Source organism: Algoriphagus oliviformis (assembly GCF_017254915.1).
Classification (GTDB): domain Bacteria; phylum Bacteroidota; class Bacteroidia; order Cytophagales; family Cyclobacteriaceae; genus Algoriphagus; species Algoriphagus oliviformis.
In genome coordinates this window covers 129,689-152,130 of the sequence record NZ_JAFKCT010000009.1, presented here as the reverse complement: position 1 = coordinate 152,130, position 22,442 = coordinate 129,689, and the positions used below count along the sequence as shown (strand labels likewise).

Annotated in this window: 17 protein-coding genes; 2 read left to right on the top strand and 15 right to left on the bottom strand. The window is 50.2% G+C overall.

What is annotated here, in order from left to right:
* Positions 1-16 precede the first annotated feature (16 nt).
* Genes J0A68_RS18455 through J0A68_RS18435 form a run of 5 tightly spaced genes read right to left on the bottom strand, consistent with a single transcriptional unit; the run spans position 17 to position 4,622 of the window.
* On the bottom strand, positions 17-1,297 hold the full coding sequence (locus J0A68_RS18455; RefSeq protein WP_206579717.1) for an ABC transporter ATP-binding protein: 1,281 nt from the start codon (positions 1,295-1,297) through the stop codon (positions 17-19).
* Entirely contained in the window at positions 1,290-2,375 is a 1,086-nt protein-coding gene (locus tag J0A68_RS18450; protein WP_206579716.1) for a glycosyltransferase WbsX family protein, read from the bottom strand. The genes J0A68_RS18455 and J0A68_RS18450 overlap by 8 nt, the downstream gene beginning before the upstream one ends.
* On the bottom strand, positions 2,372-3,103 hold the full coding sequence (locus tag J0A68_RS18445; RefSeq protein WP_206579715.1) for a class I SAM-dependent methyltransferase: 732 nt from the start codon (positions 3,101-3,103) through the stop codon (positions 2,372-2,374). Before J0A68_RS18445 ends, J0A68_RS18450 begins: the two co-directional genes overlap by 4 nt.
* The gene (locus J0A68_RS18440) at positions 3,100-3,741 is read right to left on the bottom strand and encodes a CmcI family methyltransferase (protein ID WP_206579714.1); all 642 of its coding nucleotides are present in this window, start codon (positions 3,739-3,741) and stop codon (positions 3,100-3,102) included. The genes J0A68_RS18445 and J0A68_RS18440 overlap by 4 nt, the downstream gene beginning before the upstream one ends.
* On the bottom strand, positions 3,738-4,622 hold the full coding sequence (locus tag J0A68_RS18435; protein WP_206579713.1) for a glycosyltransferase: 885 nt from the start codon (positions 4,620-4,622) through the stop codon (positions 3,738-3,740). Before J0A68_RS18435 ends, J0A68_RS18440 begins: the two co-directional genes overlap by 4 nt.
* Before the next feature lie 1,481 nt (positions 4,623-6,103).
* Between J0A68_RS18435 and J0A68_RS18430 the strand changes: the two genes are divergently transcribed.
* Positions 6,104-7,291 carry a CehA/McbA family metallohydrolase domain-containing protein gene (locus J0A68_RS18430; protein ID WP_206579712.1) on the top strand — a complete coding sequence of 396 codons (1,188 nt, stop codon included), beginning with the start codon at positions 6,104-6,106 and terminating at the stop codon, positions 7,289-7,291.
* A 154-nt stretch (positions 7,292-7,445) separates the two neighbouring features.
* Here the strand turns inward: J0A68_RS18430 and J0A68_RS18425 are convergent, their stop codons facing one another.
* The 7 genes from J0A68_RS18425 to J0A68_RS18395 all read right to left on the bottom strand — a co-directional run bounded on the left by J0A68_RS18425 (position 7,446) and on the right by J0A68_RS18395 (position 16,412).
* Complete coding sequence (locus J0A68_RS18425) at positions 7,446-8,057, bottom strand: acetyltransferase (RefSeq protein WP_206579711.1); 612 nt, start codon at positions 8,055-8,057, stop codon at positions 7,446-7,448.
* Positions 8,058-8,082: 25 nt separating this feature from the next.
* Positions 8,083-9,279, bottom strand: a complete 1,197-nt coding sequence (gene rffA / locus J0A68_RS18420) for a dTDP-4-amino-4,6-dideoxygalactose transaminase (protein WP_206579710.1) — start codon at positions 9,277-9,279, stop codon at positions 8,083-8,085.
* Positions 9,280-9,997: 718 nt separating this feature from the next.
* Complete coding sequence (locus J0A68_RS18415) at positions 9,998-10,651, bottom strand: GNAT family N-acetyltransferase (protein WP_206579709.1); 654 nt, start codon at positions 10,649-10,651, stop codon at positions 9,998-10,000.
* A gap of 983 nt (positions 10,652-11,634) precedes the next feature.
* Complete coding sequence (locus J0A68_RS18410; protein ID WP_206579708.1) at positions 11,635-12,570, bottom strand: glycosyltransferase family 2 protein; 936 nt, start codon at positions 12,568-12,570, stop codon at positions 11,635-11,637.
* A gap of 1,380 nt (positions 12,571-13,950) precedes the next feature.
* The gene (locus J0A68_RS18405; RefSeq protein ID WP_206579707.1) at positions 13,951-14,793 is read right to left on the bottom strand and encodes an ABC transporter permease; all 843 of its coding nucleotides are present in this window, start codon (positions 14,791-14,793) and stop codon (positions 13,951-13,953) included.
* 98 nt (positions 14,794-14,891) lie between these two features.
* Entirely contained in the window at positions 14,892-15,758 is an 867-nt protein-coding gene (locus J0A68_RS18400; RefSeq protein WP_206579706.1) for a glycosyltransferase family 2 protein, read from the bottom strand.
* A gap of 147 nt (positions 15,759-15,905) precedes the next feature.
* The gene (locus J0A68_RS18395) at positions 15,906-16,412 is read right to left on the bottom strand and encodes a winged helix-turn-helix domain-containing protein (RefSeq protein ID WP_206579705.1); all 507 of its coding nucleotides are present in this window, start codon (positions 16,410-16,412) and stop codon (positions 15,906-15,908) included.
* 433 nt (positions 16,413-16,845) lie between these two features.
* On the opposite strand from J0A68_RS18395, the gene J0A68_RS18390 reads away from it, so the two are divergent.
* Positions 16,846-18,228 (top strand): glycosyltransferase family protein, encoded by a 1,383-nt coding sequence (locus J0A68_RS18390; RefSeq protein ID WP_206579704.1) that lies wholly within the window; start codon positions 16,846-16,848, stop codon positions 18,226-18,228.
* Here the strand turns inward: J0A68_RS18390 and J0A68_RS18385 are convergent.
* The 3 genes from J0A68_RS18385 to J0A68_RS18375 are packed head-to-tail and all read right to left on the bottom strand — an operon-like array spanning position 18,189 to position 22,305.
* The gene (locus J0A68_RS18385; RefSeq protein WP_206579703.1) at positions 18,189-19,358 is read right to left on the bottom strand and encodes a hypothetical protein; all 1,170 of its coding nucleotides are present in this window, start codon (positions 19,356-19,358) and stop codon (positions 18,189-18,191) included. The two genes, J0A68_RS18390 and J0A68_RS18385, sit on opposite strands and share 40 nt — an antisense overlap.
* Positions 19,355-20,857 (bottom strand): hypothetical protein, encoded by a 1,503-nt coding sequence (locus J0A68_RS18380; RefSeq protein ID WP_206579702.1) that lies wholly within the window; start codon positions 20,855-20,857, stop codon positions 19,355-19,357. Before J0A68_RS18380 ends, J0A68_RS18385 begins: the two co-directional genes overlap by 4 nt.
* A complete protein-coding gene (locus J0A68_RS18375) occupies positions 20,848-22,305 on the bottom strand; it encodes a hypothetical protein (RefSeq protein WP_206579701.1) in 1,458 nt (485 codons plus the stop codon). The genes J0A68_RS18380 and J0A68_RS18375 overlap by 10 nt, the downstream gene beginning before the upstream one ends.
* Positions 22,306-22,442 lie beyond the last annotated feature (137 nt).

Here is a 22,442-nt window from a genome sequence, read left to right as displayed (position 1 = left end):
AAAATTCGAAAAAGGCTCAACTTACTTTATATAAAATTTCCGGAAGATACACGGTATTTAACCGATCATCCAATGGTCTTCCAGTCCCTAAATAGTCACTATGGACGCAATATAAAGATGCAGCATTATTAAGAACCTCGTAGTAATCCCCCATATAACCAAAATAAAATGAAAAATTTAATCTCTCCGATCTATACAAAGGGAACTTTGGAACACATACTTCGACCTGCCCTCTTACTCTTTTCAATTCAACTTTCTGCTTGAAATTAGAATTATTAAATGCCATCAAAGCATTCCCCAACTGATCAAACAATCCGAATCCGATATCCATTGGAGTATTCAAATGGGATTCCTCAACACAATACTCTAGCACAACCTTCAATTGCTGTCCAGCATGGATTTCATTTCCCAATTTCCCATCTACAAAAACTGTTGCTAAAGTTAAACCTAAGTTTGGTCTGATTTTGTCTTCGTGATGTGTCAAATCTATTTTAGATGTACCACCTATTTTCCTGGACTCTAAATAGCTAGCAATTCCGTTATTGACAACCCCTTCGAAAGAAACCTCGCCATTTTTTAAAACAACTAGCCTAGAACAAAGAACCCTGACAGCCTCCAAATTATGACTTACAAACAAAACTGTCCTCCCCTCATTTTTACTCACATCCTCCATCTTCCCAAGACATCTGTTCTGAAACTCGAAATCCCCTACCGCCAACACCTCGTCAACAATTAAAATCTCAGGATCAAGATGGGCTGCTACGGAGAAACCTAGTCTCACTTTCATCCCGGAGGAATAAAACTTCACTGGGGTGTCAATAAATTTATCCACACCAGAAAAGTCAATGATCTCATCCAGTTTGGAATCGATCTCCCGGCGAGTCATCCCCAGGATGGTTCCGTTCATATAGATATTTTCACGCCCCGAAAGCTCGGGGTGAAATCCAGTTCCCACCTCCAAAAGAGAGGCCACGCGACCAAATATTTCCACTTTCCCAGAAGTGGGCTCGGTGATTTGGGAAAGAATCTTAAGTAATGTCGACTTCCCAGCTCCGTTTTTACCGATGATGCCCAGCACTTCTCCTTCCTTTACTTCGAAATTGATATCCTTTAAGGCCCAGAAAACCGACTCGTCTTCTACACCAAAACGATTCATTTCACGCAGCCTTTTGAGGTTTTGCCATGGGGACTTGATCACATTGCCAATTTGCCCCACCAGCGTTTCAGCTTGCTTTTCCTTCAGACCGAGCCGATAGCGCTTGGAAAGATTCTGAACTGATATGATCGTCTTACCCATCAACTACTGACTTTAAAGCTTCCAAATATCCCCTTCCGTACTCTTGGGAAGGCTCCAATATGTTTCCTTCAGCCCATTCATTCCATGACTTGATAAACACCAATTTTTTTCCTGGGGAATTTTTCTTTGCCCTTTGGATGCAGGCGAGCAAGTGCTTTCCAAAGGAAGATGGAGATGCCCCGGTATAGACCGTACCCTCATGTTTCACCCTCGGCGTATTGTCCCAATTGGGTATTGCTAAGGGAAAGAAATCATAGGAATAGGATGTGCTAAAATCCTCCAGACACGCCCTTACTATTCCGTATGCGATTCGCTTGGGCCATTTAAACAACTTCCTTACCACTGGGTTGCTAAGTACGATGCGATTGAAAAATCCCGAAAAAGAACGAAAGTGATATCGATTGATATTGGCCAAATTCCCATTGACCATCCCCTGGATCCCGAAGCTTTGGGGGTCGAAACCAGAGGAAGCTTTTACCCCAATCCAATAAATCCCTGGCAGACCATTTTCAGTAGCGAGACCGTTGAAAGTAGAAATATATACAGCCAAATCCGGAATCGACTCTGGAACATAAATCTGATAGACGGGCATACCTTCTATACGAAGACATCTGGAATCCTGAAAAAAGGGAAGGAGAAATTCAAAGTGTTTTTTATAGTCTTCTATCCCCAGATACTTTTGTTCTTGAAGCATTTGATCCTTAGCAGCTCCATGCCAAGTACCCCTCCAGGACTCATTGGCCCAGCAGATGCAAATTTGAATGTCTATGGTCGGATCGGCCAAAAAATTTAACAACGGCTTATCCAGAAGATACTTCCCACTTCCAAACCAGTAGTGATAAAACACGAATCCATCCACTCCATATTGGTTTGCAAGTAGCGCTTGCCTACGTAGAATTTCAGTCGTGTCTAAAGAATAGTAGCCCAGTTCGCCAGGAATAATGGGCTGCTTATGCCCGTGAAATAGCGGCTTGGCCTTTTTGACGTTGGTCCACTCGGTGAAGCCTGCTCCCCACCAACGGTCGTTTTCAGGAATAGAATGGAACTGTGGAAGATAGTAGGAAAAAATCTCAGTCACTTTGGAACAGGATATACAGAGTCTGTCAACAATTTTGAAAGATCGATATCAGAATAATTTAACTCTTTCACATCTTCTACTTTCTCTCCAAAAAAATAGCTGTGACAAAATAAATTTTTAACCTTTTTATACCTTAGGTATGGCGATGCAAATTTTGAAAACCTTCCAACGATTGGATTCGATACCCCAGAATCAATTTTTTTAATCCCAAATACTGGCGGAAACAGTACCTCCAAACCAAAATGACTAAACTGAAAAAAATTCCATGGGAGCTCATGCAATCCAAAAGAAAAATGTGTCTCCACAAATACCCTTCCCCCAACATTTAGTAATTGAATAATTTGTTTAGAAGCTACCCATGGCATAGCAAAGTGCTCGAAGCAAGCTGAAGAAAATATCAAATCGAATTTCTCATTTTCAAAATATGAAACGAGCTTATGCACATCACCAACGACATCTACATTAACCCCAGGATAAAAATCAAATCCGACATAATTCGCCTGTTTAAACCTGTCTTTAAAGAAAGACTTCCCAGTAACCTCTCGACTTCCTACCTCTAGAACTTTCAACCCAGGCCTATCGAAATTATCTAAAATAAAAAATTTCCAATTAAGATGGTTAATCGAAGGATCACTATGACAAATGGAAATAAAATCCTTATCATATAAGGATTGCATTTTATAAGAATATTCCAATATTTTAGAATAGATCCTCCTTCTTAAATTCATAATTGAGATTTTTTCAAAAAACCGCTAGTATTAAATGTTGCTCTCTTCCCAAAAAAATTCTCCCAACGGAGGTCCACAACAAAATTGCTATTAGTCTGCATAAACTCTTTGATGGCTTTGACCGGACCACCTTGATAGCTTTTGCCCCAACCCAAATCTTCAACGATCCCATCCTCCACAATCAAATAAGAATCTACGCTCACCAAGTCCTTAAACCTACTCATCACATCCAAAGTATTTTGATAGGTATGAGAACTGTCCTCAATAACCAATACCCGCTCAAAACCGGCTGCCAAAGTCCGATCATATTGCTCCCAACCTTGGTGGAAAAGGCTGATTCTGGGGTGGTTCTTGACCAATGGGGAACAATTATCCGATATATCGATGGAATGTATTATTCCATTACCATTGATTTCCAACAAATCCGCCAAATACAAGGTACTACCACCTTTATTGGTGCCAATCTCGATAATCAGGTCCGGATTGACCTCGTGAATAATCATCTGATAGAGTACATAGTCAAATGGGCATTTTTGGCAGGCTACTCCCCTATATTCCATCTTGTAGTGACCCTCATGGATTTCTTTTAGGGAATAGGTCTTTTGTGGGTAAAGAAACCTGCGAAGCAACCCTTTCATTTTTTTATAATCTTAGTAAAGTATAAGACCTGAAATACAAGCCAAAGGTATATTGTTCGAAAGGAAAAAAAACATTTAGTAATTTCCCATCCATAAATAAAGGAATACCGAAAATTGAAAATCCAGCGATTTGAATACTTAGCAAGTTGATTTAGAAACAAATGGTAGGCCTTCACTTCAAGATTCCTATCCAGCTTTTGGTCCTTTCTTATTTTTTTTAGGAATTGCGCAATGGACTCATTGGCTTTGACCGTATTTATAAGCCAAATAGAATTGGGACATCCCTTGGAGAAATGCTCCATAAGTATCCCGGGGATAAAATAATTCTGATATTTCTGGGAAACACGGTAACAGATGGACGTATCATAACCCTGAAATCCATAAAGATCTTCGTTAAAATGAAAATCTTTCCAAACAGACTTTTTCATTGCCAGAAACATACCATCCAGCGCAAATACAGGCTGAGCCATCTGCTCTCCCCATTTTTTAAGATATCCCTCGCCCATTCTTCCATTTTTTTTATTGGAAATAAAATTGGCATGGAGGTAATTCGGATCGCATAGCCACCAATCAGAAGGTGAAATGGGCAAGTAAGAAGATCCTGCTACACCCAACACGCCCGGCCTGTCCAAATGGGCAAAATAGCTCACCAGCTTCTTACCCCAATTTATAGTATGAAAAACAACATCTTCATGAACAAAGACCAAAATTTTAAAGACAGCTGCCTTGGCCGCATTATTATATACCGTTGCAATCGATAGTCGATCAATTCTATTATCAAAACTCAACACTTCGTAGGGAACTCCAATAGTATCACTAACTGATTGAGAAAATCGCTCAAATAGCAAATTATCAACTGAACAGACAATTATCGATATCATATTAATTTTTAAAGACTAAAAAATATAAAAAGCTATAAAAACCAATTCCACAAATTAGTATTATATAAAAAATATGGTGTATGTTTCCGAACAAAACTATTCACTACATATCTCGAGATACGACAGTATTCAGATCTTTTTTCTAACAGTATGACCTCACTAATTCAATAAATAAGGGCAAAATAATTGATTTATTCACTAGTAAGTAAAACTAGATCCAAATAAATCTGGAAAAAACTCCAACATCACGAGCCCTTCATATTTCATTGGTATAGCAAAACCCGTTTGTAAACCGACAGTCAAAAGTCTGACTCAAATTTCTGAGGCAATTTGAACTGCAGCGCCACTCCTTCTAGTTAAAAATCGCTTTACTTTGGTCGACTTCCCTACCTCCAGGCTCCCCACTTCCCAACTTCCATACCTCCCGTCTTCCACGCTTCCATCTCCCTACTTCCACAGCTTCGCCCTTTCAGTCCCATCGTTTTGGAGGGAAACTTAGCAGAATCGGGGATTTCCGGAAAGCTTGCTTTCCGCTACAGCAGCCAATCGCAATGGCTTTCAGAGGCTTGTCAGTCCCGAATCGCTCGGGACAATCGCGAGGAACGAATCCGTGGCTGGTCCAGGCAAGCTTGCCTTTGTTGATACCTCACTTCCCACAGGCGGACCAGCCCAATGGCGACTGAGTAATAAAATTACTCGGTCATTTGGGATTTGCAAGAGACTGGGGCGCTGATTTGGCGGATGGGCGGCATAGGCGCTGATTTGCAAGGGAATAGGACTTTGTCCAAGCAGGAGGCAGGCGCAGTGACGGTCGGGATTCGTCTTTGCGAGGAGGCACGACGAAGCAATCTCAGCCAATCTTTCCCAACTAGTAGCTGGTTTGGTATTTCCGGTTTGTGGGGACACAAACCGGGGCGGAGAGGCTAGACTGCTTCGTACCTCCCGCCACGGCGGACAGGCGCAGTGACGGGAAGGAGCGGTGACGGTCGAGATTCGTCATTGCGAGGAGGTACGACGAAGCAATCTAAAAGATTTGTAGTGAGTAAAGACTGCTTCGTGCCTCGCAGTGACGGCGGGAAGGCCCAGTGACGGGAAGGAGCAGTGACGGCCCGGATTCGTCATTGCGAGGAGGTACGACGAAGCAATCTCACGTTGACCAGAAGAGACTAGACTGCTTCGTACCTCGCAGTGACGGGAAAGTCGTCATTGCGAACGCAGTGAAGCAATCTCAACCAATCTTTCTTAACTGTTAGCTGGTTTGGTACTTCCGGTTTGTGGGGACACAAACCGGGGCGGAAGGGATATTTCCGCTTGGTGAAGACACCAACCGGGGAGGGAGGGCGGAAAATTGATTTCCAGGCATTATTTCCCAGTTGGGTAAGGGTATGCTAAGGCCTTTGCGGGCAGATTTCCCTAAATTCCCAGCACGTGGCCGGAGCTTTTGCCCCAGAAGGCAGCCGGCTTTTTCCAAACCCTTCGCTATGAAACCTATCTTTTACCTCCTTTGCCTCGCCCTGACCTGCCTTTTTTCCTGCTCCTCCTCCAGGGAATGGTACAAGGGGAACCTCCACACCCACTCCTACTGGAGCGACGGGGACAACTATCCCGAGATGATCATGGACTGGTACAAGACCCAGGGCTATGACTTTGCCGTGCTCTCCGACCACAACACCCTGCAGGTGGGGGAACGGTGGAAGCAGCTTCCAAAATCCCCCATGCATGAGCAGGCCCTGGAAAACTACCTCGAAAAATACGGGGAAGACTGGGTGGAGCAGCGCACGGACTCTGCGGGAAGAGTCCAGGTACGCCTCAAGACCTTGGGGGAATACCGCCCCCTCTTTGAGGAAAAGGGGAAGTTTTTGATCATCCCCTCGGAGGAGCTCTCCGCCAGCTTTGAGCAAAAACCCCTGCACATGAACGTGACCAATATCCAGCAGTACATCGAGCCGGCGACGGGCAATTCCGTTTCCGAAGTGCTGCAGCGCAATCTGGACTTGGTCAAAAAGCAACGGGATGAGACGGGGCACCCCATGTTTTTGCATATCAACCACCCCAACTTCATCTGGGCCATCACCCCGGAGGACATGATGGCCCTGAGCGGGGAGCGCTTTTTTGAGGTGTACAATGGACATCCGGAGGTCCACAACTATGGAGACAGCCTCCGGCCGAGCATGGAAGCGCTCTGGGATCGGGTACAGGTGTCCTACCTCCTGTCCGCCAAGCCCCTGCTGTATGGCCTGGCAGTGGACGATGCGCACCATTACCATGTGTTTGGGGAAAAACAAAGCAACCCCGGCCGAGGCTGGGTGGAAGTTCGCGCCAAATCCCTCAGCCCAGAGGACCTGATCGAGGCGATGGAGGCTGGGGACTTTTATGCGAGCACCGGGGTTTTGCTCGAGGAACTGGCTTTTGATGGGGAAAAGCTGAGCCTCTCGATACGGCCCGAAGCGGGAGTCAGCTACACCATCCGCTTTTTTGGAACCAAAAAATCCAATCCCGATGAGGCAGGAGTCCTGCTGCAGGAGATCCAAGGCACGAAGGGCAGCTATCTCCTCGACGGGACAGAGCTCTACGTCCGCGCCAAGGTCACCTCCTCCAAGTCCAAGGAAAACCCCTATAGACCCGGAGACATGGAGGAAGCCTGGATCCAGCCGGTGACGAAAAAGTAGGGATTGGCGCTGTCCGGCGGGAGAAAGAGCGGGGGATGCTCCCGGTACAGAGGCCAAGCAGGCAGAGCCCGAAAGCAAAAAAAATACCCCGAGGCTGAGCCCGGGGCAAAATAGTGGGCGACTTTAGGTTCCCAACCCCATCCAGGGAAAGGGATTATTTGATGACCCGGGCAGGCACGCCCACAGCCGTAGCCCCATCGGGCAGGTCTTGGGTGACCACGGCTCCCGCGCCAACGGTGACCCGGTCACCGATCTTGACTTTGGGCAGGACAGTGGCATTGGCGCCGATGCTGGAAAAGCTCCCGATCTGGGCAGCCCCCAGCACGATCGCCCCGGGGTTCACTTCGGAAAACTCCCCTAGAATCACCTCATGGTGGATTTGTGCGCCGGTGTTGATCAGACAGCCGAGGCCGATTTGGGTATTGGGCCCGACAAAACAGAAATTCAGGATATCCGCCTCGCCGCAACGGGCACTTGGGCTGATAAGGCTTCCCGTGCCCCTGAGTCCCACATGGCGTCCCTCCAGGCCACGCAGCTTTTCGTACAGGCGCTTTCTGACCGCGGGCTTGCCGGTGCCAAGGACAAAACGGGGATCTGACAGAAAGGCCTCTAGGACCTCCTCTTGGCTCTGGATGACGGGGTATTTTTCCTGAAACAGAGCTCTGCGGCTGAGTTCGTCCAAAAAAACGAAACTGGCCTCTGGCTCTGCGCAGACCAATAGGTCGAGGACTTCCAGGGCGTGTCCTCCCGCACCGGCGATCAGCATGGGAAAGGGTAGGTTAGCAAGGTCTTCATCGCGCTTGTTTGTTTTGGGTCAAATGGGTTGTCGAAATAGGACTCCAATTTTTGGATAATTCCGGCAATTCGCAAAACAGGGGCAAGCGGAGGAGGCAGTCAGCGAAGCGGTCGGAATTGGGCAGGCATCTTTGAAACTGATCCGGAAAGAGTCTTGCTGCCAATGAGGATTTGTGGAGACTTTGGTAGTGGAAAACCGCCAAAATCCCTTGTTCCCTCAAAGCGGCGGCGTAGGAGCTACGGCTTTCCAAATCGGAAAACTCCAGGTAGAAAAGGTGGTGGTTGGCAGACTGGCCATCAGAAAACCGAAACTCCGGTGAGGGGGAATTTGGCAGTCGGACCGCGTCGGCGTATGCGAAACCGAGGACCTGGGGCGTAAAAGTCGAGTCGGCAAAGATACCCCGGTAGTCTTCCCAGATCGCCTTTCTCAGCGCTTGGACGGCATCCAGATTTTCGAGCTGCGCCCAGAGGTAGGCGGCATTGAGTTCGGCGGGAAGGAATGAACTCCCTATGTCCACCCAGCCATATTTGTCGATTTCCCCACGGAAAAAGGCCGCCCGATCGGTTCCTTTTTCCCAGATGATCTCGGCCCTCTTGGCAAAGGCCGGATCGTTGATCAGGAGCATCCCCCCTTCCCCGCATTGGATATTTTTGGTTTCATGGAAGCTCAGCGCCCCCAGATGGCCGATGCTACCCAGTGCCCGGCCCTCGAAATAGGAGTCTATCGCCTGGGCGGCATCCTCCACCACAAAAAGCCCATGCCTTTCGGCGATAGCCATGATGGCGTCCATTTGGCAGGCTACCCCTCCATAGTGCACGACCACTATGGCCTTGGTCTTGGCGGTGACGAGCTCTTCCAAGAGGCTTTCGTCCAGGTTGGGATGGTCTTTTTTGGAGTCCACAAACACGATCTTCGCCCCCCGGAGCACGAAGGCATTGGCTGCAGACGCAAAGGCGAAGGAGGGAACGATTACCTCGTCACCCGGTTGGATATCCAGCAGGAGCGCGGACATCTCCAAGGCATCGGTACAGGAGGTCGTCATCAGGCATTTGACAAAGCCATAGCGTTGTTCAAAAAACGCCTGGCACATTTGCGTGTAGTGGCCGTTGCCTGAGATTTTTCCCCGTTGGATCGCGTCTTGGATGTACTCCAGTTCCCGTCCGGTTTGAAAGGGTTTGTTAAAAGGGATCACGGCGGATTTTGGATTTCGGATGTGGGATGTCGGATGTCAGATGTGGGATGTCAGATGTCAGATGTCGGATGTCGGATGACCGGTGTCGGATGTCCGGTGTAGAAAGCTAAAAATTGAAAGCTGAAGGCTGAATTTCGAAAGCTGAAATCCGGAAAAGCCCCTGAGGTTCTCTGCTCGTCGTAAATCGTACTTCGTAAATCGTACTTCTGAGATCGTATTTCCCGAATGCCCCTGACCCTGAAGGGGTCAAAGGTGAATAGCCCGGGGTGAAGCCCGATAGGGCAAAACCCCGGGTAAGCCAGACAAAAGCCCATTCCCTCCGGCGCAGTACAGCCCCCGAGACCACCTAAAACCCTGCCGGAGTACGGAGACCGATAGAGAGGGCTAAAGTATAAAAGCTGACGGCTGAATTTCGAAAGCTGAAACCGCAAAAGCCCCTGAGGTCCTTTTTTCCTCGTATTTCGTACTTCGTAAATCGTACTTACTGTATGACCGATGTCGGATGTCAGATGTCCGATGTCGGATGTTGGATGTCGGATGAAGCACGCTGAAATCGCAAAGGCCTCCAGAAGTTCTCTACACATCGTAAATCATATTTCCTAAATCGTACTTATCTGAATGCCCGGTGCCGGATGAAGCACGCTAAAATCGCAAAAGCCCCCCTGAGGTCTTTTTTTCCCCGTATTTCGTACTTCGGAGATCGTATTTCACACCTCCCCTATCGGTAATGGTATACAAATTGGCGCTGGGCTTTGCTGTACCCCATGGCTCGATACAGACTGCATGCGGGGACGTTTGCCTCCTGTGTGGGAATGAGCAGGCAATCGGCTCCCTTTTCGTGGGCGTAGTACTCGGCCGCCTGCACGAGCCTTTTGCCCCAGCCCTGTCCTCGGTGCGCCGCCTCCACTGCCAGAAGGCCAATTTTCCCCTGAGCCCCCTCCACGGAAACGCTCACCAGGCCCTCCCCCTTCGGCCCCATGAACACCACCTCTTTTTCCAGCGCCATTTCTATCCATTTCCCATAGAGCTTTTCAAACTCCCCCTCAGTAAACCCCTGATCTGTCTTGAATCTGGAAAAAATACCGCTTTCCATGGCCAGAGCCAAGAGCCCGTCCGTCACCCCGCCCACGTAAGCCCTGATTTCCGGTTTGGTTTCACTGAGGCCGCAAAGCTTTTTTTCGAAAATAAGCTTGGTATCCACCAGTGAAAACCTAGGAGAAAGCGGCTCGATTGGCGCATCTGAAAAGAGATAAACCAATTGAAAGCCTTTTGCTTCGATGAGAAAACCGGTTTCGGTCCACCCCTGCCCGACTACGCATTTCCCCACGGAATAGCCAAAGAGCGCAGAATCAAAGGGCAATGGAGTGATCATGGATGTGGATTGTCGGGGGTCGGATGACCGGTGTCGGATGTCAGATGTCCGATGTCAGATGTCAGATGTCGGATGTTGGATGTTGGATGTCGGATGTCCGAGGTCGGATGTCCGAGGTGGAAAGCTAAAAATTGAAAGCTGACGGCTGAATTTCGAAAGCTGAAATCCGGAAAAGCCCCTGAGGCCCTCTATTCCTCGTATTTCGTACTTCGGAGATCGTATTTCCCGAATGCTTCCTGACCCTGAAGGGGTCAAAGGTGAATAGCCCGGGGTGAAGCCCGATAGGGCAAAACCCCGGGTAAGCCAGACAAAAGCCTATTCCCTCCGGCGCAGTACAGCCCCCGAGACCACCTAAACCCCTGCCGGAGTACGGAGACCGAAGTAGAATGCTGAAGGCTAAAGTATAAAAGCTGACGGCTGAATTTCGAAAGCTGAAATCCCGAAAAGCCCCTGAGGTCCTTTTTTCCCCGTATTTCGTACTTCGCAAATCGTACTTGTGTCTGATGGGGCGGAAGACCGAAGACGGAAGACGGAAGCTGGTAGATCGCCGTAAATCGTACTTCGGAGATCGTACTTCCTGAATGCCTCCTGACCCTGAAGGGGTCAAAGGTGAATAGCCCGGGGTGAAGCCCGATAGGGTAAAACCCCGGGTAATCCAGACAAAAGCCCATTCCCTCCGGCGCAGTACAGCCCTCGAGACCACCTAAACCCCTGCCGGAGTACGGAGACCGAAGTAGAATGCTGAAGGCTAAAGTATAAAAGCTGACGGCTGAATTTCGAAAGCTGAAACCGCAAAAGCCCCTGAGGTTCTTTTACACGTCGTAAATCGTACTTCGTAAATCGTACTTACTGAATGACCGGTGCCGAATAAACCACACTAAAATCGCTAAAGACCCCCTGAGGCCCTCTATTCCTCGTATTTCGTACTTCGGAGATCGTATTTCTTACATCGTCCTTCGCAGACCCTACTTCGCAAATCGTGCCTACTGCTTCCTGTCTACACTGCTTCCCCCCGTCCTTTTTTCGACAATGTAGATAGGGCGGCTTTTCACCCCCTCAAAGGTCTTTCCCACATACAACCCGACCATCCCCAAAGTCACGAGCACAAACCCCGTAAGCACCCACAGGGAGATGATCAGCGAAGCATAGCCCGCCACGATGATGTCGCCGTGCAGATACCTGAACAAGGTGTAGCAAGCAAATACAAACCCAGAAAGGGCCACCAAGAGACCAAGTTTGACGGTGAGGCGTATGGGTTTGTCGCTGTATGCCAGCATGATGTCCAAGGCCAGGTTAAAAAGTCTTTTGAAGTTGTAACTGCTTTGGCGTCCTTCATTCCCGGCATGTACCACGTCGATGACGGTCTGTCGAAAACCTACCCATCGGACCATGGTGGGGAAGTACCGGATGCTCTCGCGCATGTTGGAAATCTCCCGGACTACCGCCTTGCTGTAGATGCCAAAGTTGGCGATGGTCTCGTCCTGATGTGAGCCGGTGAGCCAAGCCAGGGTGCGGTAGAAGACCCTGGATGAAAGACGCTTGAGCAGGCCATCCTGACGATTGGCCCTTCGCGCGAGTACTACGTCAAAACCCTCCTTGGCCTTGGCAAGCAGGGCAGGTATCTCCTCGGGCCTATCCTGCAGGTCACAGTCCATCACCACCACCCATTCCCCCTTGGCCGCATCGAGACCGGCTGTGATCGCATAGTGCTGGCCAAAGTTGCGCGAAAGCTTGATGCCGCTGACCTCGGGATGGTCTGCAGCCAGTTCCGTGATCTTCTGCCAAGAATTGTCCGGACTGCAATCATCCACCAAAATGATCTCAAAATCCGCTACGGGCACCGCCGTCTTGATTCTGGCAACCAATTGATGAAGGATGTTTTCCGCTCTAAATACCGGCGATACGATGGAGAGATACATGGTTTAGAAGGCGGTGATCATGGGTGAGGAATGCTTGCTGTCCGATGTCGGATGACCGGTGTCCGATGACCGGTGTCCGATGTCCGATGTCTGGTGTCCGATGTCTGGTGTCCGATGTCTGGTGTCCGATGCCGGATGGAAAAAGCTGAAGGCTAAAGATTGAAAGCTGAAGGCTGAATTTCGAAAGCTGAAAGACGGAAAAGCCCCTGAGGTTCTTTTTTCCCCGTATTTCGTACTTCGTAAATCGTACTTGTGTCTGATGGGGCGGAAGACCGAAGACGGAAGCTGGTAGATCGCCGTAAATCGTACTTCTGAGATCGTATTTCCCGAATGCCTCCTGACCCTGAAGGGGTCAAAGGTGAATAGCCCGGGGTGAAGCCCGATAGGGCAAAACCCCGGGTAATCCAGACAAAAGCCCATTCCCTCCGGCGCAGTACAGCCCCCGAGACCACCTAAAACCCTGCCGGAGTACGGAGACCGATAGAGAAGGCTGAAGTATAAAAGCTGACGGCTGAATTTCGAAAGCTGAGACCGCAAAAGCCCCTGAGGTTCTTTGCACGTCGTCAATCGTATTTCGTAAATCGTACTTACTGAATGACCGGTGCCAGATGAAGCACGCCAAAATCGCAAAAGCCCCTGAGGCCCTCTATTCCTCGCATTTCGTACTTCGGAGATCGTATTTCCCGAATGCCTCCTGACCCTGAAGGGGTCAAATGTGAATAGCCCGGGGTGAAGCCCGATAGGGCAAAACCCCGGGTAAGCCAGACAAAAGCCTATTCCCTCCGGCGCAGTACAGCCCCCGAGACCACCTAAACCCCTGCCGGAGTACGGAGACCGATAGAGAAGGCTGAAGTATAAAAGCTGACGGCTGAATTTCGAAAGCTGAGACCGCAAAAGCCCCTGAGGTTCTTTTACACGTCGTCAATCGTACTTCGTAGATCGTACTTATTGGATGCCCGGTGCCAGATGAAGCACGCTAAAATCGCAAAAGCCCATGAGGTTCTCTGTTCGTCGTATTTCGTACTTCGTAAATCGTACTTATTGGATGCCCGGTGTCAGATGAACCACGCTAAAATCGCAAAAGCCCCTGAGGTTCTTTTACACGTCGTCAATCGTACTTCGTAGATCGTACTTACTGAATGACCGATGTCAGATGAACCACGCTAAAATCGCAAAAGCCCCTGAGGTTCTTTTACACGTCGTAAATCGTACTTCGTAGATCGTACTTATTGGATGCCCGGCGTCAGATGAAGCACGCTAAAATCGAAAAAAGCCCCTGAGGTGCTCTATTCCTCGTATTTCGTACTTGTCCCTGATCGACCGGAAGACCGAAGCGGGTAGATCTTCCTGCCTCCCGGCATCCCGTCTTCCAACTTCCCCTCACGCGACATCGGCAAAAATCCGCTCCATTCTGCGGAAATAAAACATGCCGAAAACAAAAAACACCATTGCCACGATACTGCCCGGCCAGATCCAGTCCCAAGGCATTGGACGGGCAAGAAATGCCGCACGGAATCCCTCGATCACTCCTACCATCGGGTTGAAGATATAAAAAGGCCGATACGCCTCCGGAACAGCCGTGGTACTATACACCACCGGCGCGGCGTAGAGCAGCAGCTGCACTACAAAGGTCAGAGCATGCTTCACATCCCTATACTTGACAGCCAAGGCAGAAAGAAACATCCCTATCCCCAGGCTGCAGAGCAGCAGCTGCACGATCAGCAGGGGCAGAAAGACCACACCCCAACCCGGTACTTGCCCGAAATACACCAGCATTCCCAAAACGACGACAAAGGCGATGGTGAAATCCAAAAGCTTGGACAGGATCGCCGACAGGGGCAACACCATCCTGGGAAAATACACCTTGGTGATCATGTTTGCATTTTGGATCAGCGAGTTGGCGGACTCGGTCAAGGTGCCCGAAAAGTAATTCCAAGGCCAAAGGGCGAGATAGGAAAACAGCACGTAGGGCATCCCATCGGAATCCACCTTGGCCAGGCCACCGAAGACCAGCGTAAACACCAGCGTAGTGAAAAGCGGCTGGATGATCGCCCAGGCCACCCCCAATACGGACTGTGCGTAGCGGGCCTTGATCCCGCGCAGGGTCAGGAAATACAGGAGATCCTTGTACCTCCAGAGTTCCTTGAAGTCCACCATCTTCCAACCGGAGCTGGCTTCGATGACTTTATAGTGGGTGGGCTGTTGGGCTTGGGGACTGGACATTTCTGGTTGGTTGGAATGGTGGTTTCCTTGATTGATTTTTAGCTTGGACAGGCCAAAGCTGGGGGAATGTGCGGCGCGCAGGGCTCTTTCTCATTAGCTCAAAACCTCGCCAACTCCCGGAGCAGCATGCCCAAGTAGCTGGCGGCATAGCCCAATCTACGATGGTAAGCCGCCACCAGCAGGTATTTGAAGGCCAGCCTGCGCCTCTCCCGGAGAGGAATGGCCCCGGTAAAATTCCGGTTGGACAGGCGGAGTACCTCCTGGAAGAGGATCAACTCCGACTCCACCACCTTTCTTTTTTCCTGGTGGCGGGAGGTGATGGACTCGTTGTGGACTTGGTAGCGAAAACTCACCCGATCGACAATGCCCCAGTCCGCCTGGAGCAACAGCATCCGGAAAAAAAGCTCCCACTCCTGATGGCGGCGAAGGCGGAAATTGAAAAGGCCGATCTGCTCCAATACCCGGCGTCGGATGAGTGGCCCAGCGATGAAAAACAGCAGACGAAACCTCAGGTAGTCTGCGATAGGCGAATCACTTTGGATGCGCTGCCCAAACTTGGTATTCCCTTCAAATTCACTGTCAAACTCGATCTCACCCCTGCATACCACGTAGGACATGGAGGGATTGGCTGTGAGGTAGGCTACTTTCTCTCTCAAAAACCAGGGGTACATGAGATCGTCGCTGTCAAACCACTGGATGAATTCGCCCTGACTATGCGAAAAGGCATAGTTGCGGCAGTAGTTGGCCCCTTTCGGCATATCGAGTGGCCGTTCCAAGACTTTGAACCGCCGGTCCCTTTCGCCAAAACTACGGAGGATCTCCAAGGAAGTATCCGTACTATGGTCGTCCACCACGATGCATTCCCAGTCCGGATAGTCCTGTGCGATGATCGATTCCAGCGTGGCTGCCAAGTAATTGTCCTTGTTGTAGTTGGCGACCAGGATGGATACCAGTCCAGCTTTCAAAAATTTTGTCTTTTGGGTTTAGAATTGACTCGGTGCCCGACCGGGCAAGGTCTAAAAGTAGTGGCCCGACCTGCTTCCTACCGGGAGCCGCGCCGCTATCAGTTTTTCAAAAGAAATGGGAAAAGAAAATCCCCTCGCAACACCACGCTATTTGCCGTAAACCAGCAGACCGTGGATCTCGTCCGTGAGCTCCGGCAGCACCTGCACCCTCACCTGACGGTTGATTTTCTCAAAAGTCTTGTTGACGATAAAGTCCAGGTACTCCAGATCCAGGTCTCGGCCCACCAGCACCAAATCGATGGTGCCAGAGTCCAGGCCCTGCGCGTAGTCGCCCACGATGATGGCTTTTTCCACATTGCCCATGCGCTTGACGATCTTCTCCATCAGTTCGTCCAGCCCGAGGAATTTGGACACCATCCCCTTGATTTCGGAGAAAAAAGGATGGGAATGGTTGGCCCGATAGACTTTGGTCTTTCCCTCGTCCTCGGCCAAGAGCAGGCCGGCGTCGGTCAGGCGGTTGAGCTCCACGCGGACGGAATTGGTGGACTCATCAAACTCCTTGGCCAGCGAACGCAGGTAACCGGAGTTGGAATGGGAGAAAAACTTCAGCAGAAGTTTGACGCGGGTCTTGGAAGTAACGAGAGAGTCGAGCAACTACGGAAGGTTAGAGTGAAGGGGTTAAAGGGAAGAGGTTAGAGTTTTAGTTAGGGCTAATGAACACAAAGAAGAACTCACTTTAAGCTCCTCACTTTAAACTTTAAACCCCTCACTTTAAACTTCAAATTCTTAATGAAAGCTTCGCCCGGTCGGCCACAGGACTGCCTAGCGAGTGAGTAAAAAAATTACTCGGTGAGCCAAATTTAAAGGAATTGGACTTTTCTCCAAAAAATGGGCGGATTATCCCCAAGCGCATCAAAAGGGCCAGCAGCAGTCTGGGAGCAGCTTGCCCAAAGAGCTGCAAAGGGAGCCGCCAAAAGGCCAGGCTGATGAACTTGCGAAAAGCTGGGGATAGGATTCCGAAGTTTTATTGCCAATCTTTATCCACGGATCCTTTGGATATTTTTCGCGCAAACCAAGTAGGCTTACCTTGAGAAAAAAACCTATTCATAGCCTGGCGGACTGGCTACTGCCTTTGGGTATCGCAGTGGCCGTTTGCCTGTTCTGCTACTGCCTCTCCCTGATGAAAGCCGGGTTTTCCCCATTCTATGGCGACGAGTTTTTTTACTTTCAGAATGCCCGAAACTTTGCCGAGAACAAGACGCTCCAAGCCAGCTTCACCTACGGCGGCACCGGCTCCTACTACCTCGGGACTGACGCCCATGGCCCAGCCTATCCCCTCTTGTACGGGCTGACATCCAGCTTGACAGGCTGGCATAAGCTCACCATCCCCCTGGTCAATTTCCTGGTATTTCTCGCGTCTCTGTATGCCCTATACCGGTCTGGCCGCGGGGACAAGTCCACGGTTTGGCTACAGCTGCTGTTTGTATCGGGCAGTCCGATTGCGCTCTTCTACGCCTTCACATTCATGCCCGAGCTGCTGCACCTGGCAGGGGGAGTCTGGCTGTATGTGATGAGCAGGCGGTATCTGGTGAACCAAAGTCTGTCCAATTTCATCGGACTACTTGCCACGGTGCTGGTCTTGGGATTTTTCAGAAGCACCTGGTTTTTTGCACTTCTGGGCATGATGGCGATCCCCGGACCGATCAAAGGATACGCCAAGCTCTGCTACGCACTAGCGGCAGTAGTGCTGGCTTACCTCCATCAGCACTTTCTGCACGAGCAAGTTACCAATGCTTTCACGCAGGCGCTGGGGCACATTCGGGATGGCTCCCTGGGTCTGGCTGCGGACTCCTTGTTGTTTAACCTGAAAAGAAACCTCTATTTCACGGCATTTTACACCGAGGGCTGGTTTTACACTTTGCAAAAAGCCTTTATTGTCCTCGCCATACTGGCCGCCCTGCTGCTGTACAGAAGAGACCACCAGGTCAGATTCGGCCTGGCCATGACCCTTTTATTGGCGGTTTTCAACCTACTGGTCTACAAAAACTACGGCTGGGTCGAGCTGCGGATACTGAGTCCTGTAGTGCTTTTCCTGGTATTGGCTATGGTGAAAAGCCAAAGGCATCGCACCGTGATGGGAGGACTGGCAGCGATGAATTTCGGCTCGCTCTTGTTGATCCTGCCTCTGGTAAGCGTGTTGATCTCCATCCGAAACCGGCCGAGCATTCATGCGGTATCTGCCACGTTGAAGGCCGAACTCGAACGATTGGACAGCCCCTTGGTCTATGTCGACCAACAAGTATTGGAAAGCTTGGCACTATATCAACTTCCGGTGAAAACCGAAAGCGGTCGGCCGATTCGCTACATCCTCCCCTACTACGAGCATCCCGGCACAGCGGCCAGCCATCAGCTCGTTGAGCTCTCACCAGGTCAGTTTAGCGCATGTCCAAAAAATATCCTGTGCCAATAGGCCAGCCCCATCCCAATCTGGACAAGGTAAACTCCGGCAAACAGGTAAAACTGCCAGCCGGGTCGCTTCTCGCCACGAAGCTTTCGGACGTAGAAAACGAGCATACAGAGGTAATGGAGGTACATAGCGATGGGAATCTGCCAGTAAAAATTGCCGTGAAGCTCCCTGAAACCCGTCTCGGCCAATAGCAAATAGACCATCAGGGCGAAAACAAGCAAAATGGAGGAAAAGACAAAGGACCTGTCCCTCAAAGCCTCCCGCCCCCAAAAGGCCATAAAGACCAAGGTGCTGGGAAAGCTGCACAACAGGTCAAAAAAGGGCTCTTTGGCGAAATAAAGATGGACTCGCAGCGGGTTCAGCACCACAGCGGACCTTTCCTCCGGCGTGTACATGAGGTCGATCATGGGATCCATCTCATAGATCCAGGCTTTCTCCAAAAACAACATGGCCAAGAAGACCACCGAAAGCACCAGGGACGACCAAAATCGTGGACCAAGCCCCTTGTCCTGCAGCAAGGCATAGAGCGGAAGCGCCGGAATATAGCAAAACAGAAAACTGGGCTTGATCAGGACGATAAGGACGCCGCACAGCAGCATACCCCACCAGGCCCGCCAATCCCCGGAAACCTCCCAGCGCTGGGTCTGAAAAAAAAGCAAGAGACAAAAAGGAAATACCGTGATGAGCGTAGAATTGTGCCAGATGGTCGGCGTGAACTTGCCCAGGTACCAATAGGAACCGTCGATGTAGGGAATAAAAATCGGACTGATAAAAAGCATGCTCACTGACAGCAATGCCACTTGGCGATCCCCGATGCCGAGTTTTTGATCCAGCCAGCGGTAGGTGATGCGAAACTTAAGCCACATAAACACGGTCAACACCAGCAAGGCGCTCAGCACAAAGGGGTACTTGTAGCGCAGCAGCATGTCCACTCCGTAGATCAGCGCATAGTATCCCGGAGGCACGGGAAAGGCACCTTGGGCCAGGTAGTCCTCAAGCAGGAAATTGTGGACCTTGATGTCGAATGACTGGACATCAAAGTACTTGATCATGTAGGCCAACGTGAGAAAATACATCCCGGCCACCCCCAGATGCGATACCCATGTCCAATATGAAAAGCGCTTTTCCCTCATGGTCTGGAAAGTAAAAGGTACAATCCCGATTCAAATCCGGCCATTTCATCCCCCTCAAAATACGCCTCGTTGCCCCGATAGGTAGCCGAGTCCACCAGATAGGCCCTGGAGTCAGAGGGGAGCTTTCCTTGGTATTGTTCCAAAAGTGTCGGCCAGCCCATTACTTTAAACCTGCCGGGATTGTGAAAAAGCAGTTCGGAATAGACATTGGCTGGGGCAATGACAAAGATGTCCTCGTAGCCGTCTGCCTGCAATCGACCCAAGCGTTGGTCAAGCCCCTCGGCTGGAACCCAATTGGCTGAACTGAGGAAAAAAGAGCGAAAATGAAATACGACCGCCAAGACCACCAGCGATGCAAACAGCCATGAAACTGGCCGCTGCCCCGGTGAATGGGGAAGGAAGCAGAACACCGACAACATCAGCACCAAAAACACCAATCCGTAGATCTGCACTTTGAGGAGAAAAAAAGGACTCAGTGCGAGCATTCCAAGCACCAACGCGAGCAACACCCGGAGAGCCTTGACCCCCGCAAAAAACAGGGAAAACAGGCTGAAAAGAACCATAAGCCCGATCAGGAAATGCTCGTGCTCTACATAGGTCCCAAAGGACTTTGCGACAGCTCCAGCCCCAAAATCCTCCCATCTAGCCGCGTCCAGTTCTTGCTTCCAGTGCCGCAGCTGTCCGACCAGCTGGGGATCGTTTTGGAAATCGATCAGACCGTTGGAAAAGTGATACAGGTCGGGATGGCTCTGCTTGATTTCTTCTTTTTGAAGTTGCAAGACTGGATGGTCAAAGACTTGCGACCTGAGCCTGTTCACTCGTTCGAATTCCGAAAGCCCCGATTGGCTTATCCATACAAAGCTGATCGAGTAGCCGACGACGGCTACCAAAAAGGGAACAAAACTCAATCCGAAAAACCATTTTTCCCTGAAAAACAGCAGATTAAGCACGAATACTCCCATTAAAAAAAGAAGCAGAACCTCCGGTCTGACAAGAAACCCAATGACCAAAAATAGATCCGTCGGCCTGAAGAAGGTCTTTTGCTGCCCCCCTTTGCCCACAGTTCCATACCTCGCAAGCAAACCTGCGAAAATCGCAAAGCCTGAGACAATGGAAAACTGTAGAAAAAACAGGAAGTGGATGTAAAAAGCAAAAAGAAAGAGCGTCCAAACATGCCCTTGAAGCGCAGTACCAAACTTGTCTTGGACCAGGGACGCCAAAAGAACAAAACTGGAAAACATACCAAGGAACCAAAGCCATGGATACCAGGGAAGCTGAGGGGCAAGGCCATAGAGTCCGGAAATGCACCAGCTCATCAGCGGGTGGAGAAAAACCGCGTAGGGCGCTGGCCTTCCCGTATAAGCTCCCGACACCAGCCACATCATCACCTCGTCGTCGTTGACCTGGAATCTCCAGGGCAGGTGCCAGATCAATACTGCCGCCAGTCCGGCTGCAATTGCCCAAAAAGCAAGTAGCCTGTTCTTTCTGATCACTTCCATAGCTTGATGAGGCTGTCCTGCTGATAGGTTCCAAGAACGTGCCGATGGCCAAAAACCCATTCAGCGGGAAGGGCCTGCTGCTGGTTGTAAACCACCTGCTCAGGTTGATGCCTTATGAAAAAATCCAGCTGCTCCCTGTCCCAGATCCCGGGTGTATTTGGCAGCCGCTTCCCGGAAAGCCAGGCTAGCCCAGGCATCCGGTAGATAGCTAGGAGCTCTCCTGCACGCTCGCCGGTCTTGTCGCCGTCCATCCCTTTCAAGATCTTCACCAGTACCGGATCCAGGTAAACCTGTCCTCCTCCGGGTCTCACCCAGGCTACCTTCTCCTTCCAAAGGGCCTCGTCCTGTCCAAAAGGATGCCACCACAGTCCGTTGAAAACCAAAACGACAGCAAAAACCGAGGCCAAGACCAAGACCTCTTTCCTAAGGTGCCCAAAGCAAAAATACAATCCCAACATCCAAAACACACCATAGTGCACGGCAATCCTTAGCCAGTAAACGTTGCTGCCAAAATGCAGGAGGTATGGAAAAAGGAAGAGCAGCACCGCCCAAGGGTTAAATTTCACAGGGAGTCGGGGGTAGTACGCAAAACAAAAGCCAAGCAGTCCAGCCCCCCCAATCAGAACGACGTGAGTCCATTCCTCTGCGATGCTGGTGAGCTTACAAATCCAAATGGCCCCCACGATCACCGGGAGGAGGAGCAGGTAAAAATAGACTTGGCGCGTCCGCCGGAGGTAGCCGAGCAAAGCAAAAGCTCCGGCAGGAAGGAGCGTCCAAAGCACTCCTACAGCAATGACTTTCAGCATCACCCCGACTTGGTATCCGGGCCTTAGGCCTGTCTGAGGAATCCCCAGCGCGAGCCTACTGGAGGCGCTCTCCCCTACCACCGCCTGGCACAGCAGCTCCAGCAAAAGCAATGGCAGGAACAGCGCAAAGAGAGACGCTGGCCTGGTTTTTTTCCAAAGGATAAAAAGCGTGAGGGGATAAAAGACCAATGCAAGGGAAATCTTCACATAGACCAACAGGCCCAGTATGACACCGATGAATAGCATCCTCCCAAGATCTGCTTGCGGAAAGGAAACGTGGTAAAGCCAAAAACACAGGAGCACCACAGCCAGCGAATTGTAGGAAAGCGTGGGAGGCAGAAAGCCATATCCGAACAGCAAGCCCAGAAAGCAAAGGGCAAACATCTCCGCACTGAGTTTCACTTCCGAGCGAATGTTTTTCCAAAAAGCCGCCAGCGCCCAAGCCCCCAGCAGATAGCTAAGCAGACGGAGTATCCTCAGCTCAACCAAGGAAAACGAATAGCCAGTGGCGCGAAACAGAAGTTTAAAAAACAGGTCATAGTTGAAAATACCCGCTTGGTTTTCCTGAAGGGGATCGGCCAACAAGACGTACAAGCCCTCGTCGGAAATATCAAATCCCCGATTTGCGACTGCAAGTACCATTGCTATACAAACCAGGGAAGTGCCTGCCAAAATCCTCACCATGGCCGAAAATAAGGAGATTGGATTGATCTGGCTAGTGGCGTGGAATAAATCGCCAACACTACAGACTGCTTTGAGCGCATAGCGCTAAGTCCAAC